This window comes from Rhodococcus sp. NPDC127527, from assembly GCF_042672245.1.
Classification (GTDB): Bacteria; Actinomycetota; Actinomycetes; order Mycobacteriales; family Mycobacteriaceae; genus Rhodococcus_G.
The window spans coordinates 314,257-330,374 of the sequence record NZ_JBHXVP010000005.1 but is presented as its reverse complement, the minus strand read 5'-3'; the positions used below and the strand labels follow the sequence as shown (position 1 = coordinate 330,374).

Annotated in this window: 14 protein-coding genes and 1 tRNA gene; 6 read left to right on the top strand and 9 right to left on the bottom strand. The window is 69.3% G+C overall.

The features are described 5' to 3' along the window. Nucleotides 1-753: DUF222 domain-containing protein (locus ACFVH2_RS11985; protein ID WP_378475705.1), on the top strand; the 753-nt coding region annotated here is incomplete at its 5' end. A gap of 20 nt (nucleotides 754-773) precedes the next feature. Here ACFVH2_RS11985 and ACFVH2_RS11980 read toward each other — a convergent pair. Continuing rightward, the gene (locus ACFVH2_RS11980; RefSeq protein WP_378424704.1) at nucleotides 774-1,742 is read right to left on the bottom strand and encodes an antibiotic biosynthesis monooxygenase; all 969 of its coding nucleotides are present in this window, start codon (nucleotides 1,740-1,742) and stop codon (nucleotides 774-776) included. Between the two features lie 139 nt (nucleotides 1,743-1,881). Here ACFVH2_RS11980 and ACFVH2_RS11975 point away from each other — a divergent pair, with 139 nt between their 5' ends. Next, the gene (locus tag ACFVH2_RS11975) at nucleotides 1,882-2,547 is read left to right on the top strand and encodes a TetR family transcriptional regulator (protein WP_378424702.1); all 666 of its coding nucleotides are present in this window, start codon (nucleotides 1,882-1,884) and stop codon (nucleotides 2,545-2,547) included. Nucleotides 2,548-2,572: 25 nt separating this feature from the next. Then, entirely contained in the window at nucleotides 2,573-4,924 is a 2,352-nt protein-coding gene (locus tag ACFVH2_RS11970) for an MMPL family transporter (protein WP_378424700.1), read from the top strand. 551 nt (nucleotides 4,925-5,475) lie between these two features. Here ACFVH2_RS11970 and ACFVH2_RS11965 read toward each other — a convergent pair. After that, nucleotides 5,476-6,696 carry a cytochrome P450 gene (locus tag ACFVH2_RS11965; RefSeq protein WP_378424699.1) on the bottom strand — a complete coding sequence of 407 codons (1,221 nt, stop codon included), beginning with the start codon at nucleotides 6,694-6,696 and terminating at the stop codon, nucleotides 5,476-5,478. Nucleotides 6,697-7,117: 421 nt separating this feature from the next. On the opposite strand from ACFVH2_RS11965, the gene ACFVH2_RS11960 reads away from it, so the two are divergent. Next, nucleotides 7,118-8,344 (top strand): YhgE/Pip domain-containing protein, encoded by a 1,227-nt coding sequence (locus ACFVH2_RS11960; protein WP_378424727.1) that lies wholly within the window; start codon nucleotides 7,118-7,120, stop codon nucleotides 8,342-8,344. Nucleotides 8,345-8,409: 65 nt separating this feature from the next. Further along, nucleotides 8,410-8,482 (top strand) — tRNA-Arg (locus tag ACFVH2_RS11955). A gap of 87 nt (nucleotides 8,483-8,569) precedes the next feature. Here the strand turns inward: ACFVH2_RS11955 and ACFVH2_RS11950 are convergent. After that, nucleotides 8,570-9,379, bottom strand: a complete 810-nt coding sequence (locus ACFVH2_RS11950; RefSeq protein ID WP_378424697.1) for an alpha/beta fold hydrolase — start codon at nucleotides 9,377-9,379, stop codon at nucleotides 8,570-8,572. 203 nt (nucleotides 9,380-9,582) lie between these two features. Here ACFVH2_RS11950 and ACFVH2_RS11945 point away from each other — a divergent pair, with 203 nt between their 5' ends. After that, entirely contained in the window at nucleotides 9,583-10,494 is a 912-nt protein-coding gene (locus tag ACFVH2_RS11945; RefSeq protein WP_378424725.1) for a transporter substrate-binding domain-containing protein, read from the top strand. 4 nt (nucleotides 10,495-10,498) lie between these two features. Here the strand turns inward: ACFVH2_RS11945 and ACFVH2_RS11940 are convergent, their stop codons facing one another. The 6 genes from ACFVH2_RS11940 to ACFVH2_RS11915 all read right to left on the bottom strand — a co-directional run bounded on the left by ACFVH2_RS11940 (nucleotide 10,499) and on the right by ACFVH2_RS11915 (nucleotide 16,076). Then, on the bottom strand, nucleotides 10,499-10,930 hold the full coding sequence (locus ACFVH2_RS11940) for an SRPBCC family protein (RefSeq protein WP_378424695.1): 432 nt from the start codon (nucleotides 10,928-10,930) through the stop codon (nucleotides 10,499-10,501). A gap of 92 nt (nucleotides 10,931-11,022) precedes the next feature. After that, nucleotides 11,023-12,660, bottom strand: a complete 1,638-nt coding sequence (locus ACFVH2_RS11935; RefSeq protein ID WP_378424693.1) for a cation acetate symporter — start codon at nucleotides 12,658-12,660, stop codon at nucleotides 11,023-11,025. A gap of 4 nt (nucleotides 12,661-12,664) precedes the next feature. After that, a complete protein-coding gene (locus ACFVH2_RS11930) occupies nucleotides 12,665-13,006 on the bottom strand; it encodes a DUF485 domain-containing protein (RefSeq protein ID WP_378424691.1) in 342 nt (113 codons plus the stop codon). A 129-nt stretch (nucleotides 13,007-13,135) separates the two neighbouring features. Beyond that, nucleotides 13,136-14,890, bottom strand: a complete 1,755-nt coding sequence (locus tag ACFVH2_RS11925) for a cation acetate symporter (RefSeq protein WP_378424690.1) — start codon at nucleotides 14,888-14,890, stop codon at nucleotides 13,136-13,138. Nucleotides 14,891-14,904: 14 nt separating this feature from the next. After that, nucleotides 14,905-15,282, bottom strand: a complete 378-nt coding sequence (locus tag ACFVH2_RS11920; RefSeq protein ID WP_378424688.1) for a hypothetical protein — start codon at nucleotides 15,280-15,282, stop codon at nucleotides 14,905-14,907. Continuing rightward, entirely contained in the window at nucleotides 15,279-16,076 is a 798-nt protein-coding gene (locus tag ACFVH2_RS11915; RefSeq protein WP_378424686.1) for a LytR/AlgR family response regulator transcription factor, read from the bottom strand. Before ACFVH2_RS11915 ends, ACFVH2_RS11920 begins: the two co-directional genes overlap by 4 nt. Nucleotides 16,077-16,118: the final 42 nt, after the last annotated feature.

Below are 16,118 nucleotides of genomic sequence, written 5' to 3'. Positions count from 1 at the left end.
CCCGACGACCCCGACTCGCCGACCGGCGACGCCGACTCACCGAGCCTCGATCGCGATCAGCTGGCGAAGGCCGCGGCCCGCGACACCCGCACCGCCGGACAGCGCAACCACGACGCCCTGAAGACCGGCCTGCGGCACCTGCTCGGATCCGGGGTGTTGGGCAGCCACCGCGGGCTACCCGTCACCGCGATCGTCACCTTCGGACTCGACCAACTCGAATCCGAGACCGGGGTCGCCACCACCGCCTCCGGCGGCATCGTCCCGATCCGCGACGCCCTCGCGATGTTCGAGGGCGCACACCCCGTCCTCGTGCTCTTCGATCACCACGGCCGACCACTGCACCTCGGCCGGTCCAAACGCCTAGCGAGTGCGGATCAGCGACTCGCGCTCATCGCGGCCTCGCGGGGCTGCACCCGACCCGGATGCGATGCCCCCGCCACCATGACCGCCGTCCATCACCTGAAGGAATGGAACGATGGCGGCGCCACGGACATCGAGTCCCTCGACCTCGCGTGCGATCCCTGCCACGCCCTCGTCCACGACGGACCCGGCGGCTGGCAGACCCGCACCGCACCACGAGACAGCGAGAACGCGGGCCGCACCGAATGGACCCCACCCGCCCACATCGACCCCGACCGACAACCCCGGGTCAACCACCGCCACCACCTCGACGAACTACTCGCCCGGGCACTCGAACGCGCCCAGGCCCGGAAGGTCAGCGACCTGCGACACCGTCGCGACGCCGCCCCGTGACGGCCGAAACCACTGAACGTCTACGGCAGCGTCCAGAAAACCCTCGTCACAAGCCAGAACACAATCGCCGCCACGGCGAGAAAGCCCACCGAGATCGCCACACCGAGCCGTTCCGTGCGCCGGTCGTGGGGATCGTCGGGCTCGAGCCAGAATCCCAGGACGCGAGTGACCACCGGCATCACCACCCAGGTCAGGATGCTCACCGACAGCACGTTGCCCACCAACAGGCTGACCCACAGCGGAGCGCCTGGCCAGACCTCGGCGATCAGGATGGTCAGGACCACGACCGTCGGATAGAGCCCCATCAGCACCGACAGCGCGGTCTTCCACGAGGCCGTGGGCGCGGCGCCGGCTCCGGGCGCCGGGAACCACGAACCGTACGGATTCGCGATCCGCTGGACCTTGAAGTCCCTGAATTCTCTGCCCTCCTCGAGCAACACCGCCCTCTCGGGAGAAGTCAGCCACCGGTCGAGGTTCTCGGACGAGTCGAAGGTGAACAGGATGATCCAGTCCTCCTGGATTCCCGGCACCGGACGATGCATCTCCGATCCACGAAAGCCGGGAAACGCCCTCTCCGCGTCGGCGACCCGCCGCTGCCAGGCGAGGAACTCCGCCTCACGACCGGGCACCGGCGGATGCGACACCGCAACGGTGACCGCATCGTCGTGGCCCTCGTCGATCAGCACGTACTGGGTCGGTGCGCCCTCGAAGAACTCGCCGCCGCGAATCATCAACGCTCGCCGCGTCTCACTGTCGAGCCAGTGCCTCAGATTGTCGGCGCAGTCGAACCGGTAGACCACCGACCACTCCGACTCCGAGCCGGGTGACAGACCTACCTCGGTGCCCAGAAACCCGGAAAAGGACGCCGCCGCCGCGTCCACCTCGTCCTGCCAGTGCCTGAACGCGGGCTCGCGACCCGGACGAATCCGCTGTGCGATGACCACCGTCACGGGCGGGTGACGTGGCCCGGCGGAGTCCGGCACCGGCATGTCGCACTCCTCGATTGCTCAGTCACAGCGAACCTCCGACCTACGCCCGCCGAGCGTATCCCGTAGTGACCGCCGACACATCGGATGCCGAGGTATGACCAACCCGACAATAATTGCACCCTCCTGCAAGTTTGCAGACATGTGCAATCTCGGTACCTTCGAGGAGGTGACCGCACAACTACCACTCCGCGACCGCAAGAAGGCCGCTACCCGCACGGCACTGAGCGACGCGGCCGTCCGACTGGCCCGAACCGTGGGAGTCGACGCCGTCACCGCCGACGCGATCGCCGCGGAGGCCGGGGTGTCCACCCGCACCTTCCACAACTACTTCCCGTCCAAGGAAGAGGCCATCCTCTACCGCTTCGAGACCGAAGTGACCGTGTGGGGAGCACAGTTGCGGGCCCGCCCCGCCGACGAGCCGATCTGGGACTCGCTCGAGCAGGTGGTGCTCGGCATCGTGACCGACCCCGCGCGCGACCTCGACGAGACGTTCGCCGTGATGGCCCTCGTCGAGGACAGCCCCGCCCTACTGGCCCGCAAGCTCGAGGTGCACGGCCGGGTGAGCCGGATCCTCGGCGAGGCCATCGCCGACCGCACCGGGACCGACGTCGACAACGACCTCTACCCGAACCTGCTGCAGATGGTCGCCGGAACCGCCGCCAAGGCCGCGATCGACCTGTGGATGCAGGGCAACACCGGCCACGACACGCCCGCGCCCCTCGTGGTCGAGGCGTTCACCCAACTCCGGGCCGGAATCCCCCAGCCCGTCGCCACGGTCCCCGCGCCGCGGTCCCTCCAGTCCTGACCATCTCCACACCGAAGGGTCCTCCATGGCCACCTATCTGTATCGGATCGGCAAGTTCGCCTACCGGCGAAAAGGCACCGTCCTGGCGATCTGGCTCGCACTCCTGGTCCTGATGGGCGTCGGCGCCGCCACTCTCTCCGGCCCGACCAACGACTCGTTCTCGATCCCCGGGACGCCCGCGCAGAAGGCGCAGGACCTGATGTCCGAGCGCTTCCCCGCCACGGGGAAGGACCCGTTCAACTCGCTGTCGGCCCGGTTCGTCTTCGCCGCACCCGACGGCCAGTCGCTGGCGACCCCCGCCAACGAGGCCGCGATGGATGCGACGCTCGCCAAGGTGCGCACCATCGACGCGGTCGAGCCCGGCGCCAAGGCGGACCCGTCGGCGCCCGCTGCCGGCGGCGAGCGCAGCACGGCGTTGGTCAATCCCGTTGTGGCCAACAGCAAGATGATCGAGATGGCCACCACACAGGCCGAGAAGTCCGGCACCCCGGTCGCGCAGGCCGTCGCCGACGCGGAGGCGCTGTCCCCGCTCAGCCCGGACCAGACTGTCGGCTACGTCGAGGTGCCCTTCACCGGCGACTTCAAGTCCGTGACAACCGAACTCACCGACCAGATCGACGCCGCCGCGCAGATCGCGCGCGATGCGGGGCTGACCGTCAAGGTCAGCGGCACCGCCGCGCAGACCCAGGAGGCCCCGGGCGGCTCGACCGAGCTGGTCGGCATGGCCGTGGCCGCGATCGTCCTGATGATCACCTTCGGCTCGCTCGTCGCCGCCGGTCTGCCACTGATTTCCGCGATCATCGGCGTCGGCATCGGCAGCCTGGGCATCTCGGTGGCCACCGGCTTCACCGAACTCGGCTCGATGACCCCGACCCTGGCGGTGATGATCGGGCTCGCGGTCGCGATCGACTACTCGCTGTTCATCGTCTCCCGGTTCCGGCACGAGATGACCGTCACGGACGACCGTGAGGAGGCGGCCGGTCGCGCCGTGGGCACCGCCGGTTCGGCCGTCGTGTTCGCGGGTCTCACGGTGATCATCGCCCTCGTCGCGCTACGGGTGGTGGGCATCAAGTTCCTCACCGACATGGGCATGGCCGCGGCGTTCTCCGTGTTCATCGCGGTCCTGGTCGCCCTGACCTTCCTGCCCGCGATGCTCGGGCTGTTCGGCCGCAAGGTGTTCGCAGGCAAGATCCCCTTCGTCAAGGCCAAGGACCCAGAGTCCGGTTCCGTGCAGCCGGGCCGGGCGATGCGCTACGCCAATTGGGTCGCGCGCGTCCCCGCGGTCCCGCTGATCGGCGGCGTGCTGCTGCTCGCGGTGCTGGCGCTGCCCGCCACCGGGCTGAAGCTGGCGCTGCCGAGCGAGAGCACCGGCGACCCGGCGACCTCCTCACGGCAGGCCTACGACCTGGTGAACAAGGGCTTCGGGCCGGGCCGCAACGGCCCGCTGCTGGTGGTGGTCGACGCGAAGGATGCCAGCGTCCCCGCGCCGGAGGCGGTCGGCACGGTGTTGCAGACCATCAAGGAACAGCCGGACGTCACCAACGCCCAGGTGATCGGGATGAACCCGGCCGGCGACACCGCGCAGATCATCGTCACCCCGTCCAGCGCCCCCACCGACGCCGCGACGGTCGACCTGATGCAGTCCATCCGCGACAGCGAGGCGGGCCTGCACGAGAAGATCGGCGTCAACTACGGCGTCACCGGCCAGACCGCCCTCGAGACCGACATCTCGGACCGGCTGCAGAGCGCCCTGATCCCGTACCTCGCGGTGGTCGTGGGACTGGCGTTCGTGTTGCTGATGCTGGTGTTCCGGTCGGTCCTGGTGCCGCTCACCGCGACCGTGGGCTTCCTGCTCAGCGTGGCCGCGACCTTCGGCGCGACGGTCGCGATCTTCCAGAACGGCTGGGGTGGGCTGATCGGCAATCCGCAGCCGCTGGTCAGCTTCATGCCGATCTTCCTGATCGGCGTGGTGTTCGGCCTGGCGATGGACTACCAGGTGTTCCTGGTGACCCGGATGCGGGAGGAGTACGTGCACGGCGCGTCCGCGAAGGACGCGATGAAGATCGGCTTCGGTCACGGCTCGCGGGTGGTCACCGCCGCCGCGCTGATCATGATCTCGGTCTTCGGCGCCTTCATGGCCGAGCCGAACTCGTTCATCAAGTCGATCGGCTTCGCGCTGGCCGCCGCGGTCTTCTTCGACGCCTTCGTCGTCCGGATGGTGATCATCCCCGCGGTGATGGCCCTGCTCGGGGACAAGGCGTGGTGGATCCCGAAGTGGCTGGACAAGATCCTGCCGAACGTCGACATCGAGGGCGAGAAGTTGCGGCGCGAACTGCCCGCGGCACTGCCCGAGGACGAGGCGGTCCCCGCACGTTAATTCCAGCACGACCGACGACGCCGGCAGCGCAGTGCGCTGCCGGCGTCGTCGGCTTCTGCCCAGGCGAACCGACTCAGTCGAACCGGCTCAGTCGATCGCACTGCCGTGCACGGTCACCGGCGCCTTCTCCGGCCGCTTCACCATGGGCGCGCTGATCGCCCCTCCTGGTCACGGTGGCCGACGGGAAACTCCTCGACATCGGGCGCGCTCTTCTGGGGGCTGATCGCGGGTGTCGGGGTGTCCTGGCTGCTCGAGCGACAGGACTGGAGGTCCGACGAGATGACGATGCGGTCGTGCCCGGGGGATGACGGCGGGCACCAGGCGGGCGGCGACGATGCCTGCCAGGAGAGCGCGACGGCGATGTTGGTTCCCTCGGTCACCCGTCCTCGACCGCAGGCCGCTGCTCCCGACGACAAGGACGATCTGGACCCTCGAGATCGCGACCGGACCGGTCGACCGACCGTCAGACCAGTTCCCCGGCAAGCAGTCTCGTGAACGCGGTGACGAGCGCGCCGGGGCTGTCGACATTGGTCATCGAGTGTTCCTCTCTGTCAGGTGATCTGGAGCGGGAGGGTGGCGTGCCTGCGCACGAACACGCTCGGCACCCAGGCCGGCGAGCTCTCGGCGTCGAGGGAGACGTCGGTGCTGCGCTCGAGCAGGATCGTCGTTGCCGCGAGGGCCTCCATGCGGGCCAGCGCGGAGCCGACGCAGAAATGGGTCCCCTTGCCGAATGCCAGGTGCGAGCGGATGCTCGGCCGGTCGAGGACGATCGAGTCCGGGTTCTCGAACCGCGCCGGGTCCCGGTTCGCAGCACCCCACAGCAGGAGGACATGGCTACCCGCGGGGAGCAGCATCCCGCCGAGCTCGGTGTCGCGGACGACGTGACGATGATGTCCCCGGAAGGGCGACTCCAGCCGGAGCGTCTCGTCGAGAAGGTGGTCGACGAGAGCGGGGTCGCGGCGAAGGCGTTGCTGGAGATCGGGATTCGTTGCGATGATGCGAGCCGCGTTGGCGATCAGGCCCGCAGTCGATTCCCCGCCCGCGCCGACCAACTGCACGAGGATCAGCACGGCGACATCGTCGTCGAGGTCGCCCGCGCTGCAGGCGTTCGCGAGGACGCCGAGCAGATCGTCTGCGGGATCGCGCTTGGCCCGCTGGAACTGGCCGTGCAGGTACCCGGCCAGCTCGGCCGCGGACGTCACCAGGTCACCGAGCCGGTCCGCGGCCACCACCCCACCGAGCAGCTCGGTGCTGTCGTAGGCCCAGGCGAGCAGTTGCCGAACGTCGCCGTCGGGCAGGCCGATCAGGCTGGCGATCAGCGCCATCGGCAGCTGGTCGGCCATGTCCGCAACGTAGTCGATGCGTCCGTCCCGCAGACCGGTCGTCCAGAGTCGATCGGCGAGCACCGCGGCCGTCGGCCCCAGCGCCCGGATGCGCTTGCCGAGCGTCTGGAGAACCAGCTTGCGATGTACCGCATGGGACGGATCGTCCGCGGTCGCAAGGACGTGCACGGCCTGCCCGCCGCCGTCCAGGTCGAAGGTGACCGGCGGCCCATCCGGCTGCTGGACCAGCACCCCGGTGAGATTGGAGGAGAAGTCCTCGGTACGCGCGGTCGCCTCGGTGACCAGATCCCACGACGAAACGAGGTAGAAGTCGGTGCCCGCCACGCGATGCACGGGGGCCTCCGCGCGAAGAGCCCGGTAGAGGTCGTTCGGGTCGTCGAGGTTCGCCGGATCGAATATGTCGATCCCGTCCAGGGGCGACACTGTCATGAGAATTGCTCCCGCCGGCTAGTAGAACTTGTTTCAGACAACAACGGTTCACTGCCGATAGACCGAAGTCAACAGCTCCGACACAAGTGAGAATCACTCCGCTGACCAGGCTGTACGCGTGTCTCACCGCGAAGCTGCGCTGGCGGCGTCGACCCTGCTGACCGGCCAGTTCCGCCACGAACTGGTTGTAGAGACTTTCCTCAGTTTGTCTCACGATGAGACAGACACTCCCGGCCGTATGCAGGCGGTGGGCGCACACATTCGACGATCGGCCGACCGTCGTCGTCGCGCTGCTCATCTCGTCGACTGCTGCCACAATCGAACGGTGACCACACCGGCGCACGGAGCACCCGACCGTCGCAATTCCGCGCTGCGGACGCCGCGCCTCTGGCTGGCCCCGGTGATCGTCGTGTCCCTGCTGATGTCACTACTCGCTGCCCTGTACATGGGCGGCATCCTCGACCCCAAGAAGCACCTGCACGACTTCCCGATCGCGATCGTCAACCAGGACGAGGGCGACACCGTCCCGACCGCCGAGGGCGACAGGCCGGAGAACTTCGGCAACCAGATCAACGACGCACTGGTCGCGAACGTGCCCGCCGACAAAGTCGACCTGCAGCAGATCGGGATCGGGCAGGCGCGGTCGAAGCTCGACAGTGGTCAGGTGTACGGCGCGATCGTCATCCCCAGCGACTTCACGAAGCGGCTGCTGATCCTGGCGAAGGCCAGCGTCGTCCCCGGCGACGTCGAGAAGCCGGTGATCACCGTGTACACCAACCCACGGGCCGGCACCTTCGGCGTCGGCCTCGTCACCGCGATCACCGGCCCCGCACTCACGACCGTCGACACGAACGTCGGGCAGCAACTCACCGCACAGGTCGACGCCCAACTCGGCGGCAACGCGCAGGTGTCCGGCGCGGCACGGCTGAGCCTGGCCACACCGATCAACGTGCTGACCACCCCGCACAACCCGCTGCCCGACGGCACCGGCAACGGACTGTCCGCGTTCTACTACGCGCTACTGCTCCTGCTCGCCGGATTCACCGGCGGCATGATCGTGCACTCACTGATCGACGGCATGCTCGGCTTCGCCCCGACGGAGTTCGGCCCGCGATACGTGCACAACCCGGCCGTCGAGATCTCCCGATTCCGGACGCTGCTGGTCAAGTGGGCCGTGATGCTGGTCCTGGCACCGCTGGTGTCCGGGCTCTACCTGGCCATCAGCACGGCCATCGGGATGCCCGCCCCGCACGCCCTGGCGCTGTGGATGTACGGGGCCTTCGCGATCGCCGGCGTCGGCATCACGGCGCTGGCCGTGCTGGCCGCGTTCGGCACCGCCGGACTGCTGGTCAACCTGGTCCTGTTCGTGATCCTGGGCCTGCCGTCCTCCGGCGCCACCATCCCGATCGAGGCGACGCCGACCGTATACGCCTGGTTGGCGAACTTCGAGCCGATGCACCAGGTGTTCCTCGGCGTGCGGGCGCTGCTCTACCTGGGCGGCGGCGGGTCCGGCGACCTCGGACACGCGGTGCTGATGACCGCGGTGGGACTACTGATCGGGCTGGTTCTCGGGGTCACCGTGACGACGCTCTACGACCGGAAGGGCTTCCACCGCGGCACCGTCCGACCCGAGCCGGCCGACGTCTGACCTCCACGGTTTCGCACTCGCGGTGGCGGCGGATAGACTGCGCAACGGTGTGCGCGTCACACCGCGCCTTCGTAGCTCAGGGGATAGAGCAACCCTCTCCTAAAGGGTAGGTCGCAGGTTCGAATCCTGCCGAGGGCACAGTGACACTCTCGGCCTTGGCCTGGCCAGATGGTCTCGCGACGAGCGCGACCCCCATGATGCTCCCGCCTCGCCGATCGAAACGCGTCAGGACTGCTCGGCTGCCCTCGCAATGACGTCCGCCACCACCGCGGGCTGCGAGACCAGGGCGACGTGCGAGGCCTGGACCTCGCTGGTGTGGGCGCCGATCCGACCGGCCATGAACCGTTGCGCGGCAGGCGGAATCACGGTGTCGTTCGCGGAGACCAGGTACCAACTCGGGGTGCTCGACCACGCGGCCGGACCGGACGGCTCGAGATTCGCCCACACCGCGAGCGACTTCTGATGCGCGAGCATCGTCGCGGCGGTGGCGTCGCTGACGTCCGGCGCGAACACCTTGTGGAACCAGGCGTCGGCGATGTAGGCGTCGAGGTTCTTGCCACCGATCGCGTGGGCGTCGTCGACGATCTTCATCTGCAGCGCCGGCGGTAGCAGTTGGCTGCCGGGGAACCGGATCGGGTCGAGCGCGAGTGCCACGGGTTCGCCCTGCGCCGGGGCGAAGGCAGCGACGTAGACGAGCGACTTCACGTTCGGGTTGTGGGTGTTGGTGATGACGGCGCCGCCGTACGAGTGGCCGACGAGCACGACCGGCCCGGAGATTCCGGCCAGGGTCTTCTCGATGGCGGCGGCGTCGTAGGCGGGACCACGGAGCGGGTTGTCGGGCACCACCACCGGGTAGCCCCGCCCGCGAAGGTCGGCGGCGACCCCGTCCCAGCTGGTGACGTCGGCGAACGCGCCGTGCACCAGCACGACCGTCGGCAACGGTTTCGCGGCTGCCGGACTCACCGTCGTCACCGCCGCGACCGACGCCAGTGCCAGTAAGAGGAAGGCCGTCCTGGCGAAACGGATGATTCTCATGACATGTCCCTTCGTCCCCCGAGGAACTTCCCGTCGTCACGGCGCCACACGGGCGCCGACGGAAGGCACAGCACAGTCCCAACAGTATCCGCGCGCGGGCGGTCACGAGGCGCGAATCGGATCGCGCATGGAAGTCGGCGGCGCGCCAGGGCCAGTGCCTTGCCTGCCCTCCCCGTTCTCGGCACTATGTCCGGGTGCCTCGCATAGGTCGCAAACCCGTCGCCCTGCTGTCGCTGACCACCGCCGCCGTGCTGACGGCAGGCGGGTGTTCCGCCGCGGGCGGCGACACGGCTGCCGCGCCGCCCCCCACCGCCGCGCCCCGCACCACCACCACCACACTGCCGCCGACCGCGGCCGTCGGCGACTGCGGACCGGCCAGCGGCTCGACCGTCACGCCGGGCACCCTCACCATCGCCACCGACTCCCCCGCATACGAACCGTGGTTCGTCGGCAACGACCCCTCGAACGGCAAGGGATTCGAGGGTGGGGTCGCCAAGGCGGTCTACCAGAAGCTGGGATACCGGCCGGATCAGGTGCGCTTCGTCAAGGTGCCGTGGGCGGACGCGATCAAACCGGGCGCCAAGAACTTCGACTTCGACATCAACCAGGTCACCATCGTCGACGAGCGCCGCGAGGCGGTCGACTTCTCGGCGCCGTACTACGCGGTGACCCAGTCGATCGTGGCGCTGGCCGACACCCCCGCCGCGAGATCCCGCAACCTCAACGACCTGGCCCCCTACCGTCTCGGCGCGGCCGCCGGCTCGACCAGCCTGGCCGCCATCGCCGCGACCATCCGACCCGTCACCGCGCCGACCGCGTTCGCGACCAACGACGAGGCCAAGGCCGCGTTGGCCGCGGGCACGATCGACGCACTGGTCGTGGACCTTCCGACCGGCCTCCAGATCACCAAGTCCGATCTGCCGAACAGCGTTCTCGTCGGCCAGTTCCCACGCCCGAACACCGTCACCGAGTTGTTCGGGCTGGTCCTCGAGAAGAACAGCAGGCTGACCTCGTGCACGTCGGCCGCGCTCGACGGGCTCTACGCCGACGGCACCCTGGACGAGTTGTCCCAGTCCTGGCTGATCGACTCGATCGGGGTGCCGATCCTCGCGTAGCCGCTCAGGCGTACAGGCTGACGAACTTCTTCAGCGAACCCTCGATGTCACCCTTGAGCGCCCGAGCGACACCGGACCCGATCGGACCGAAGAGCGGCGCCCCGCCGAGTTCGACGTTCAGGCCCACCTCGGCACCGTCGCCCTTCGGGGCCACCGACAACCTGAGTTCGACCTTGACCCCACCCTTGCCGTCACCCTTCAGGACGAGGCTGCGCGGCGGCTGGTAGTCGGTGATGACCCACTTGACGCGGTTGCGCATGCCCTTGACCGACACCACGGACTCCGCGGTGGTCCCGGTGGCCAGCTGCGCGGGGATCTCACAGCGCCAGCCGTCGTGGATAGAGAGCCAGTTGTCGAATTCGTCCAGCGCGCTTGCCTTTTCCCAGGCCTCCTGGGGCGACAGTGGGACCGGGATCGACACCTCGAGCTTTGCCATTGACGCATGGTAGCGAACCGGAAACGCAAGCGTCCCGCACCTGGGTCGGGGCACCAGGTGCGGGACACGTACTGCGGGCGAGCCGGGGCCCGCTAGTGCGCGACGGCCTTCTCCACTCCGACGCCGGTGAGCGAGCGGACCTCCATCTCGGCCTGTTTGGCCGGGTCCTCGAGCTTGCGGCGGCCGACGTAGGTGCCCACGACGCCGAGCACGAAGGCCAGCGGGATCGAGACGATGCCGGGGTTCGCCAACGGGAACCAGGAGAAGTCGCTGTTCGGGAACATCGAACTCTTGGCGCCGGAGACTGCGGGCGAGAAGACGATCAGCACCAGGCAGCTGATCAGGCCACCGTAGATGCTCCACAGGGCGCCGGTGGTGTTGAACCTCTTCCAGAACAGCGAGTACAGCAGGGTCGGGAGATTCGCCGAGGCGGCGACCGCGAAGGCCAGCGCCACCAGGAAGGCGATGTTCTGCCCCATCGCGAGGATGCCGAGCACGATGGACGCTAGGCCGATCACCACGACGGTGATCCGCGAGACCTTCACCTGCTGCTCCTCGGTTGCCTTGCCGCGCTTGATGACACTGGCGTAGATGTCGTGTGCGAAGGACGCCGACGCGGTGATCGCCAGACCGGCGACGACGGCGAGAATGGTCGCGAACGCGACCGCGGAGATGATCGACAGGAACAGCGTGCCGCCGAGTTCGAACGCGAGCAGCGGGGCCGCGGCGTTCTCCTTGCCGGGGGCGGCGAGGATCTTGTCGGGGCCGACCATCCGGGCCGCGCCGTAGCCGAGGACCAAAGTGAACAGGTAGAAGGCGCCGATCAGGCCGATCGCCCAGGTCACCGAGCGGCGGGCCTCCTTGGCGGTGGGAACCGTGTAGAAGCGCATGAGCACGTGCGGCAGGCCCGCCGTGCCGAGCACAAGGGCGATGCCGAGCGAGATGAAGTCGAGCCGCGACATCGAGCTGATGCCGTACTTCGCTCCCGGCGCGAGCACGTCCCGGCCTGCGACCGCATCGTTGGTCGACTGCGCGACCGTGCTCTGTGCGTCGGCGAGCAGCTGGGAGAAGTTGCCCCGCACCGCAAAGAGCACCAGCACGAACATGATTCCGGCACCGAGGATGAGCAGCACGGCCTTGACCATCTGGACGTAGGTCGTGCCCTTCATGCCGCCGACCAGCACGTAGACGATCATCAGCACGCCGACCACCGCGACCACGATCGCCTGGCCTGCCTTGTCGTGGATGTCGAGCAGCAGCGCCACCAAGCCGCCCGCGCCGGCCATCTGCGCGAGCAGGTAGAACAGCGAGACCACCAGTGTGGACAGTGCCGCCGCCATCCGGACCGGCCGCTGCTTCAGCCGGAAGCTGAGCACGTCCGCCATGGTGAATCTGCCGGTGTTGCGGAGCATCTCGGCTACCAGCAGCAGCGCCACCAGCCAGGCGACGAGGAAGCCGATCGAGTACAGGAATCCGTCGTAGCCGTACACCGCGATGGCGCCGGCGATGCCGAGGAAGGACGCCGCCGACAGGTAGTCGCCCGCGATCGCGAAACCGTTCTGCGGGCCGGAGAACTGGCCGCCGCCGGTGTAGAAGTCGGAGGCCTTCTTGGTGGTCCGGCTCGCCCGGATCACGATGCCCATCGTGATCACGACGAACGCCACGAAGATGGCGATGTTCAGGGTCGGGTTGCCCACCTGGGAGCCGCCGGCGGCGAGGATCGTCGTCATCGGATCATCCCTCCAGCTCGTCACGGATCGCGGCGGCGCGGGGGTCGAGCTCGCGGTTGGCGAACTTCACGTACAGCGCGGTGATGACGAACGTCGTCACGAACTGCCCCAGGCCGAGGATGATGCCCAGATTGACGTTGCCGATCACCTTGGTCGCCATGAAGTCGCTCGCGTAGGTGGCCAGCAGCACGTAGACGGCGTACCAGGTCAGGAAGAACGCCGTCATCGGAAAGACGAAGCGGCGCAGCCTGCGTCGCAGATCCTGGAATTCAGGACTCGCCTGCATCTCGATGAAGGCCTGCGCGTCCGGCGCAGGCCGTCCGGGGATCAGGTCTGCTGTGGTCACTGCGGACTCCTCGGTCTCGGGTGGCGGCCAGTGATCCTGACCATGCACCCGACCGTATTGAGACCCGTGTCACAGCGACAGACTGTGTCGGCGGTCACACGTCGAGCAGCTGATCTGAGCGCCGGACGGTCACCTCGGCGCGATGAGCGGCACCCGGTCGGCGCCGACACCGAGCCGCTCGGGCACGTGCATGCGGGTGAAGATCCGGCCGACGTCGGCGGGTACGGAGGCGCGGGTGAGCAGGCTGACGACCACCATCACCGCGAACGCCAGCGGCACGCTGACCGCGGCCGGATAGCCGAGCATCGCCGACGGCCAGCCGCCCCAGCCGCCGTGGGGGAACGCACCCAGCGTGGTCGCGGTCGCCGCCGCGCCCGACACGAGGCCACCGGTGACCAGACCTGCCGCGGCCCCGGCGGCGGTGAGGCCGCGCCACCAGATGCCAAGCACCAGCAGCGGGCACAGCGTCGAGGCCGCGACCGCGAACACCATGCCGACGGTGCGGGACAGGTCCAGCGAGGTCGCGCCGAGCGCGAACAGCAGCGCCACCGTCCCGGCTGCCGCCGCCGCGAGGCGGAAGTCCCGGACCCGCCCGCGCAGCACGTCGGTGCTGAGCACACCGGCGACACTGACCAGCAGGCCCGACGAGGTGGCCAGGAACGCGGCGATCGCGCCGGCCGCGACCAGACCGGCCAGCAGCTGCCCGCCGAGACCGGACAGCACCGAGCCCGGCAGCAGCAGGACCGCCGCGTCGGAGGTGCCGGTGATGAGCAGTTGCGGCACCCACAGTCGGGCGAACACCCCGAGCAGCGTGGGGAACAGGTAGAACAGCCCGAGCAGCGCGATCACCACCAGCGAGGTGGCGCGGGCCGCGCGGCCGTCCGGGTTGGTGTAGAAGCGCACCAGTACGTGCGGTAATCCCATGGTGCCCAGGAAGATCCCGATGATCAGCGAGTACACCTGGAACAGCGGGTGCGCGCCGCCGAAGCCCCAACCCGGCTGCAGCCACTGCTCGCCGGTGGCCGGCGCGCCCGCGACCACCGGTACCGGCGCGCCGGCGTCGAGCACCAACGCGGTGCCCGAGCCGAGCTCGTGCTCGCCGGGGGCGAGCGTCGTGCGGCCGTGCAGCGCGGCACCGTCGAGGGTGCCGCGCAGCTCCACGCCGAGCGGCTGCGACACCTGGACGACGACATCGGTGGTGACGTCGACGGTGGTGCGCTCGCCGACGGTCGGCGACGCCGGCGACCCCAGTTCGTGCTGGTCGCCGAGGAAGTGCAGCCCGAGCACCACCGCCGGCACCGCGACCGCAGTCAGCTTGAGCCAGTACTGGAATCCCTGCACGAAGGTGATCGAGCGCATCCCGCCGCCGACCACGTTCGCGATGACGATCGCCGCCACCACCACGGCGCCCACCCACGCCGGGGCGCCGAGCAGGATGCCGAGCGCCAGACCCGCGCCCTGGAACTGCGGCACCATGTACAGCACGCAGATCACCGCCACCACCAGCATGGTGAGCCGACGCAGTCGCATTGAGCCCAAACGGAACTCGGCGAAGTCCGGCACCGTGTACGCGCCGGAGCGACGCAGCGGCGCGGCCACGAACAGCAGCAGACCCAGGTAGCCGGCGGTGAATCCGACCGGATACCAGAGGGCGTCAGCCCCGTACTTGGCGATCAGCCCGGCCACGCCGAGGAACGAGGCGGCCGAGAGATATTCACCCGAGATCGCGGCCGCGTTCCAGCGAGGGCCCACGCTGCGGGAGGCGACCAGGAAGTCGGAGGTGGTACGTGCCAGCCGTACGCCGTAGGCCCCGATCGCGACGGTGGCGATCGCCGCGATCAGCAGGCCCGCCACGGTGATCCACGGGATGGATTGTCCGGACACGACGTTCGCCCCGCTCAGTCCTCGGCCAGGTCCGTGAACTCCTGCTCGGTCCGCTCGGCGCGCCGGATGTACCAGCGGCCGACGACCAGCAGCACCGGGTACACGGCCACCCCGAGGACCAACCACGGCAGCCGGACGCCGAGCACGCTCGCCTCGGCGAGCGCCGGGAACGCGACCAGCAGCAGCGGCACCGCGCCGACCACGGTCGCCACGACCAGCGCCAGCCGCAGCGCCAGGCCCAGCTGCGCGCGGATCAGCGCCCGAACCAGGGCCTCCCCCACCTCGGTCTGTTCCTGCACCTCCATCCGGGTGCGCACCATCCGGGCACCGCGGCGCTGGGCGAGCACCACCCGCTCCCGCGGACGGGGTACGGCGTCGTCGGACCCGCTCATCGCCCGGTCCAGCTCTGCCGGGGGGCACGCACCAGCCGGTCCTTGAGCTCGCGGGTGTGCCGCCGGCTGACCGGCAGCTCCACCGCCGGGCCGTCGCCGATCGCCTTGAGGCACACCACGGTGCCGGTGCCGACGCTGCGGATGCCGGTGACCAGCGGCAGCGACACCAGGTACGAGCGGTGCACCCGCAGGAATCCCGCCTCCTGCCAGCGCGCCTCGAGCGTGGAGATCGGGATCCGCACCAGGTGCGAGCCGGTGGCGGTGTGCAGGCGGGCGTAGTCGCCGTCCGCCTCGACCCACGCGACCGTGGACCGCGGCACCAGGGTGGTTACCCCGGCGAGTTCCACCGGGATCACCTCGTCCGCCTCGGTGTCGGCCGCCGTCGACGCCGACTCCCGGCGGCGGCGCAGTTCGACGATGCGGCGCACCGATTCGGTGAGCCGCTCCTCGCGCAGCGGCTTGAGCAGGTAATCGACGGCGCCGAGGTCGAACGCCGCGACTGCGCGGTCGTCGTGGGCGGTGACGAAAACGACCGCGGGCGGCCGCGCGAACGCGGCCAGCACTCCGGCGAGGTCGAGCCCGTCGAGTCCGGGCATGTTGATGTCGAGGAACACCGCGTCGATGGCGGCCGCCGCACCGAGCCGGTCCTTGATGATCCGCAGCGCGGTGGTGGCGTCGGAGGCGGTGAGGATCTCCCCGACCGCGTCCTGCGCGCGCAGCAAGTACGCCAGCTCGTCGAGAGCGGGCCGCTCGTCGTCGACGGCCAGCACGGTCAGTGGGGCGTCCGGTGTCACAACGCACCTATCGTGCCACGCGCCCCGAATCCGGGGTGCGAT

Bases quoted from the DNA above. Each gene is read 5' to 3' on its own strand.
- ACFVH2_RS11980 (WP_378424704.1), bottom strand. From the start codon at position 1,742: ATGCCGGTGCCGGACTCCGCCGGGCCACGTCACCCGCCCGTGACGGTG.
- ACFVH2_RS11975 (WP_378424702.1), top strand. From the start codon at position 1,882: ATGTGCAATCTCGGTACCTTCGAGGAGGTGACCGCACAACTACCACTC.
- ACFVH2_RS11970 (WP_378424700.1), top strand. From the start codon at position 2,573: ATGGCCACCTATCTGTATCGGATCGGCAAGTTCGCCTACCGGCGAAAA.
- ACFVH2_RS11965 (WP_378424699.1), bottom strand. From the start codon at position 6,696: ATGACAGTGTCGCCCCTGGACGGGATCGACATATTCGATCCGGCGAAC.
- ACFVH2_RS11960 (WP_378424727.1), top strand. From the start codon at position 7,118: ATGTCACTACTCGCTGCCCTGTACATGGGCGGCATCCTCGACCCCAAG.
- ACFVH2_RS11950 (WP_378424697.1), bottom strand. From the start codon at position 9,379: ATGAGAATCATCCGTTTCGCCAGGACGGCCTTCCTCTTACTGGCACTG.
- ACFVH2_RS11940 (WP_378424695.1), bottom strand. From the start codon at position 10,930: ATGGCAAAGCTCGAGGTGTCGATCCCGGTCCCACTGTCGCCCCAGGAG.
- ACFVH2_RS11935 (WP_378424693.1), bottom strand. From the start codon at position 12,660: ATGACGACGATCCTCGCCGCCGGCGGCTCCCAGGTGGGCAACCCGACC.
- ACFVH2_RS11920 (WP_378424688.1), bottom strand. From the start codon at position 15,282: ATGAGCGGGTCCGACGACGCCGTACCCCGTCCGCGGGAGCGGGTGGTG.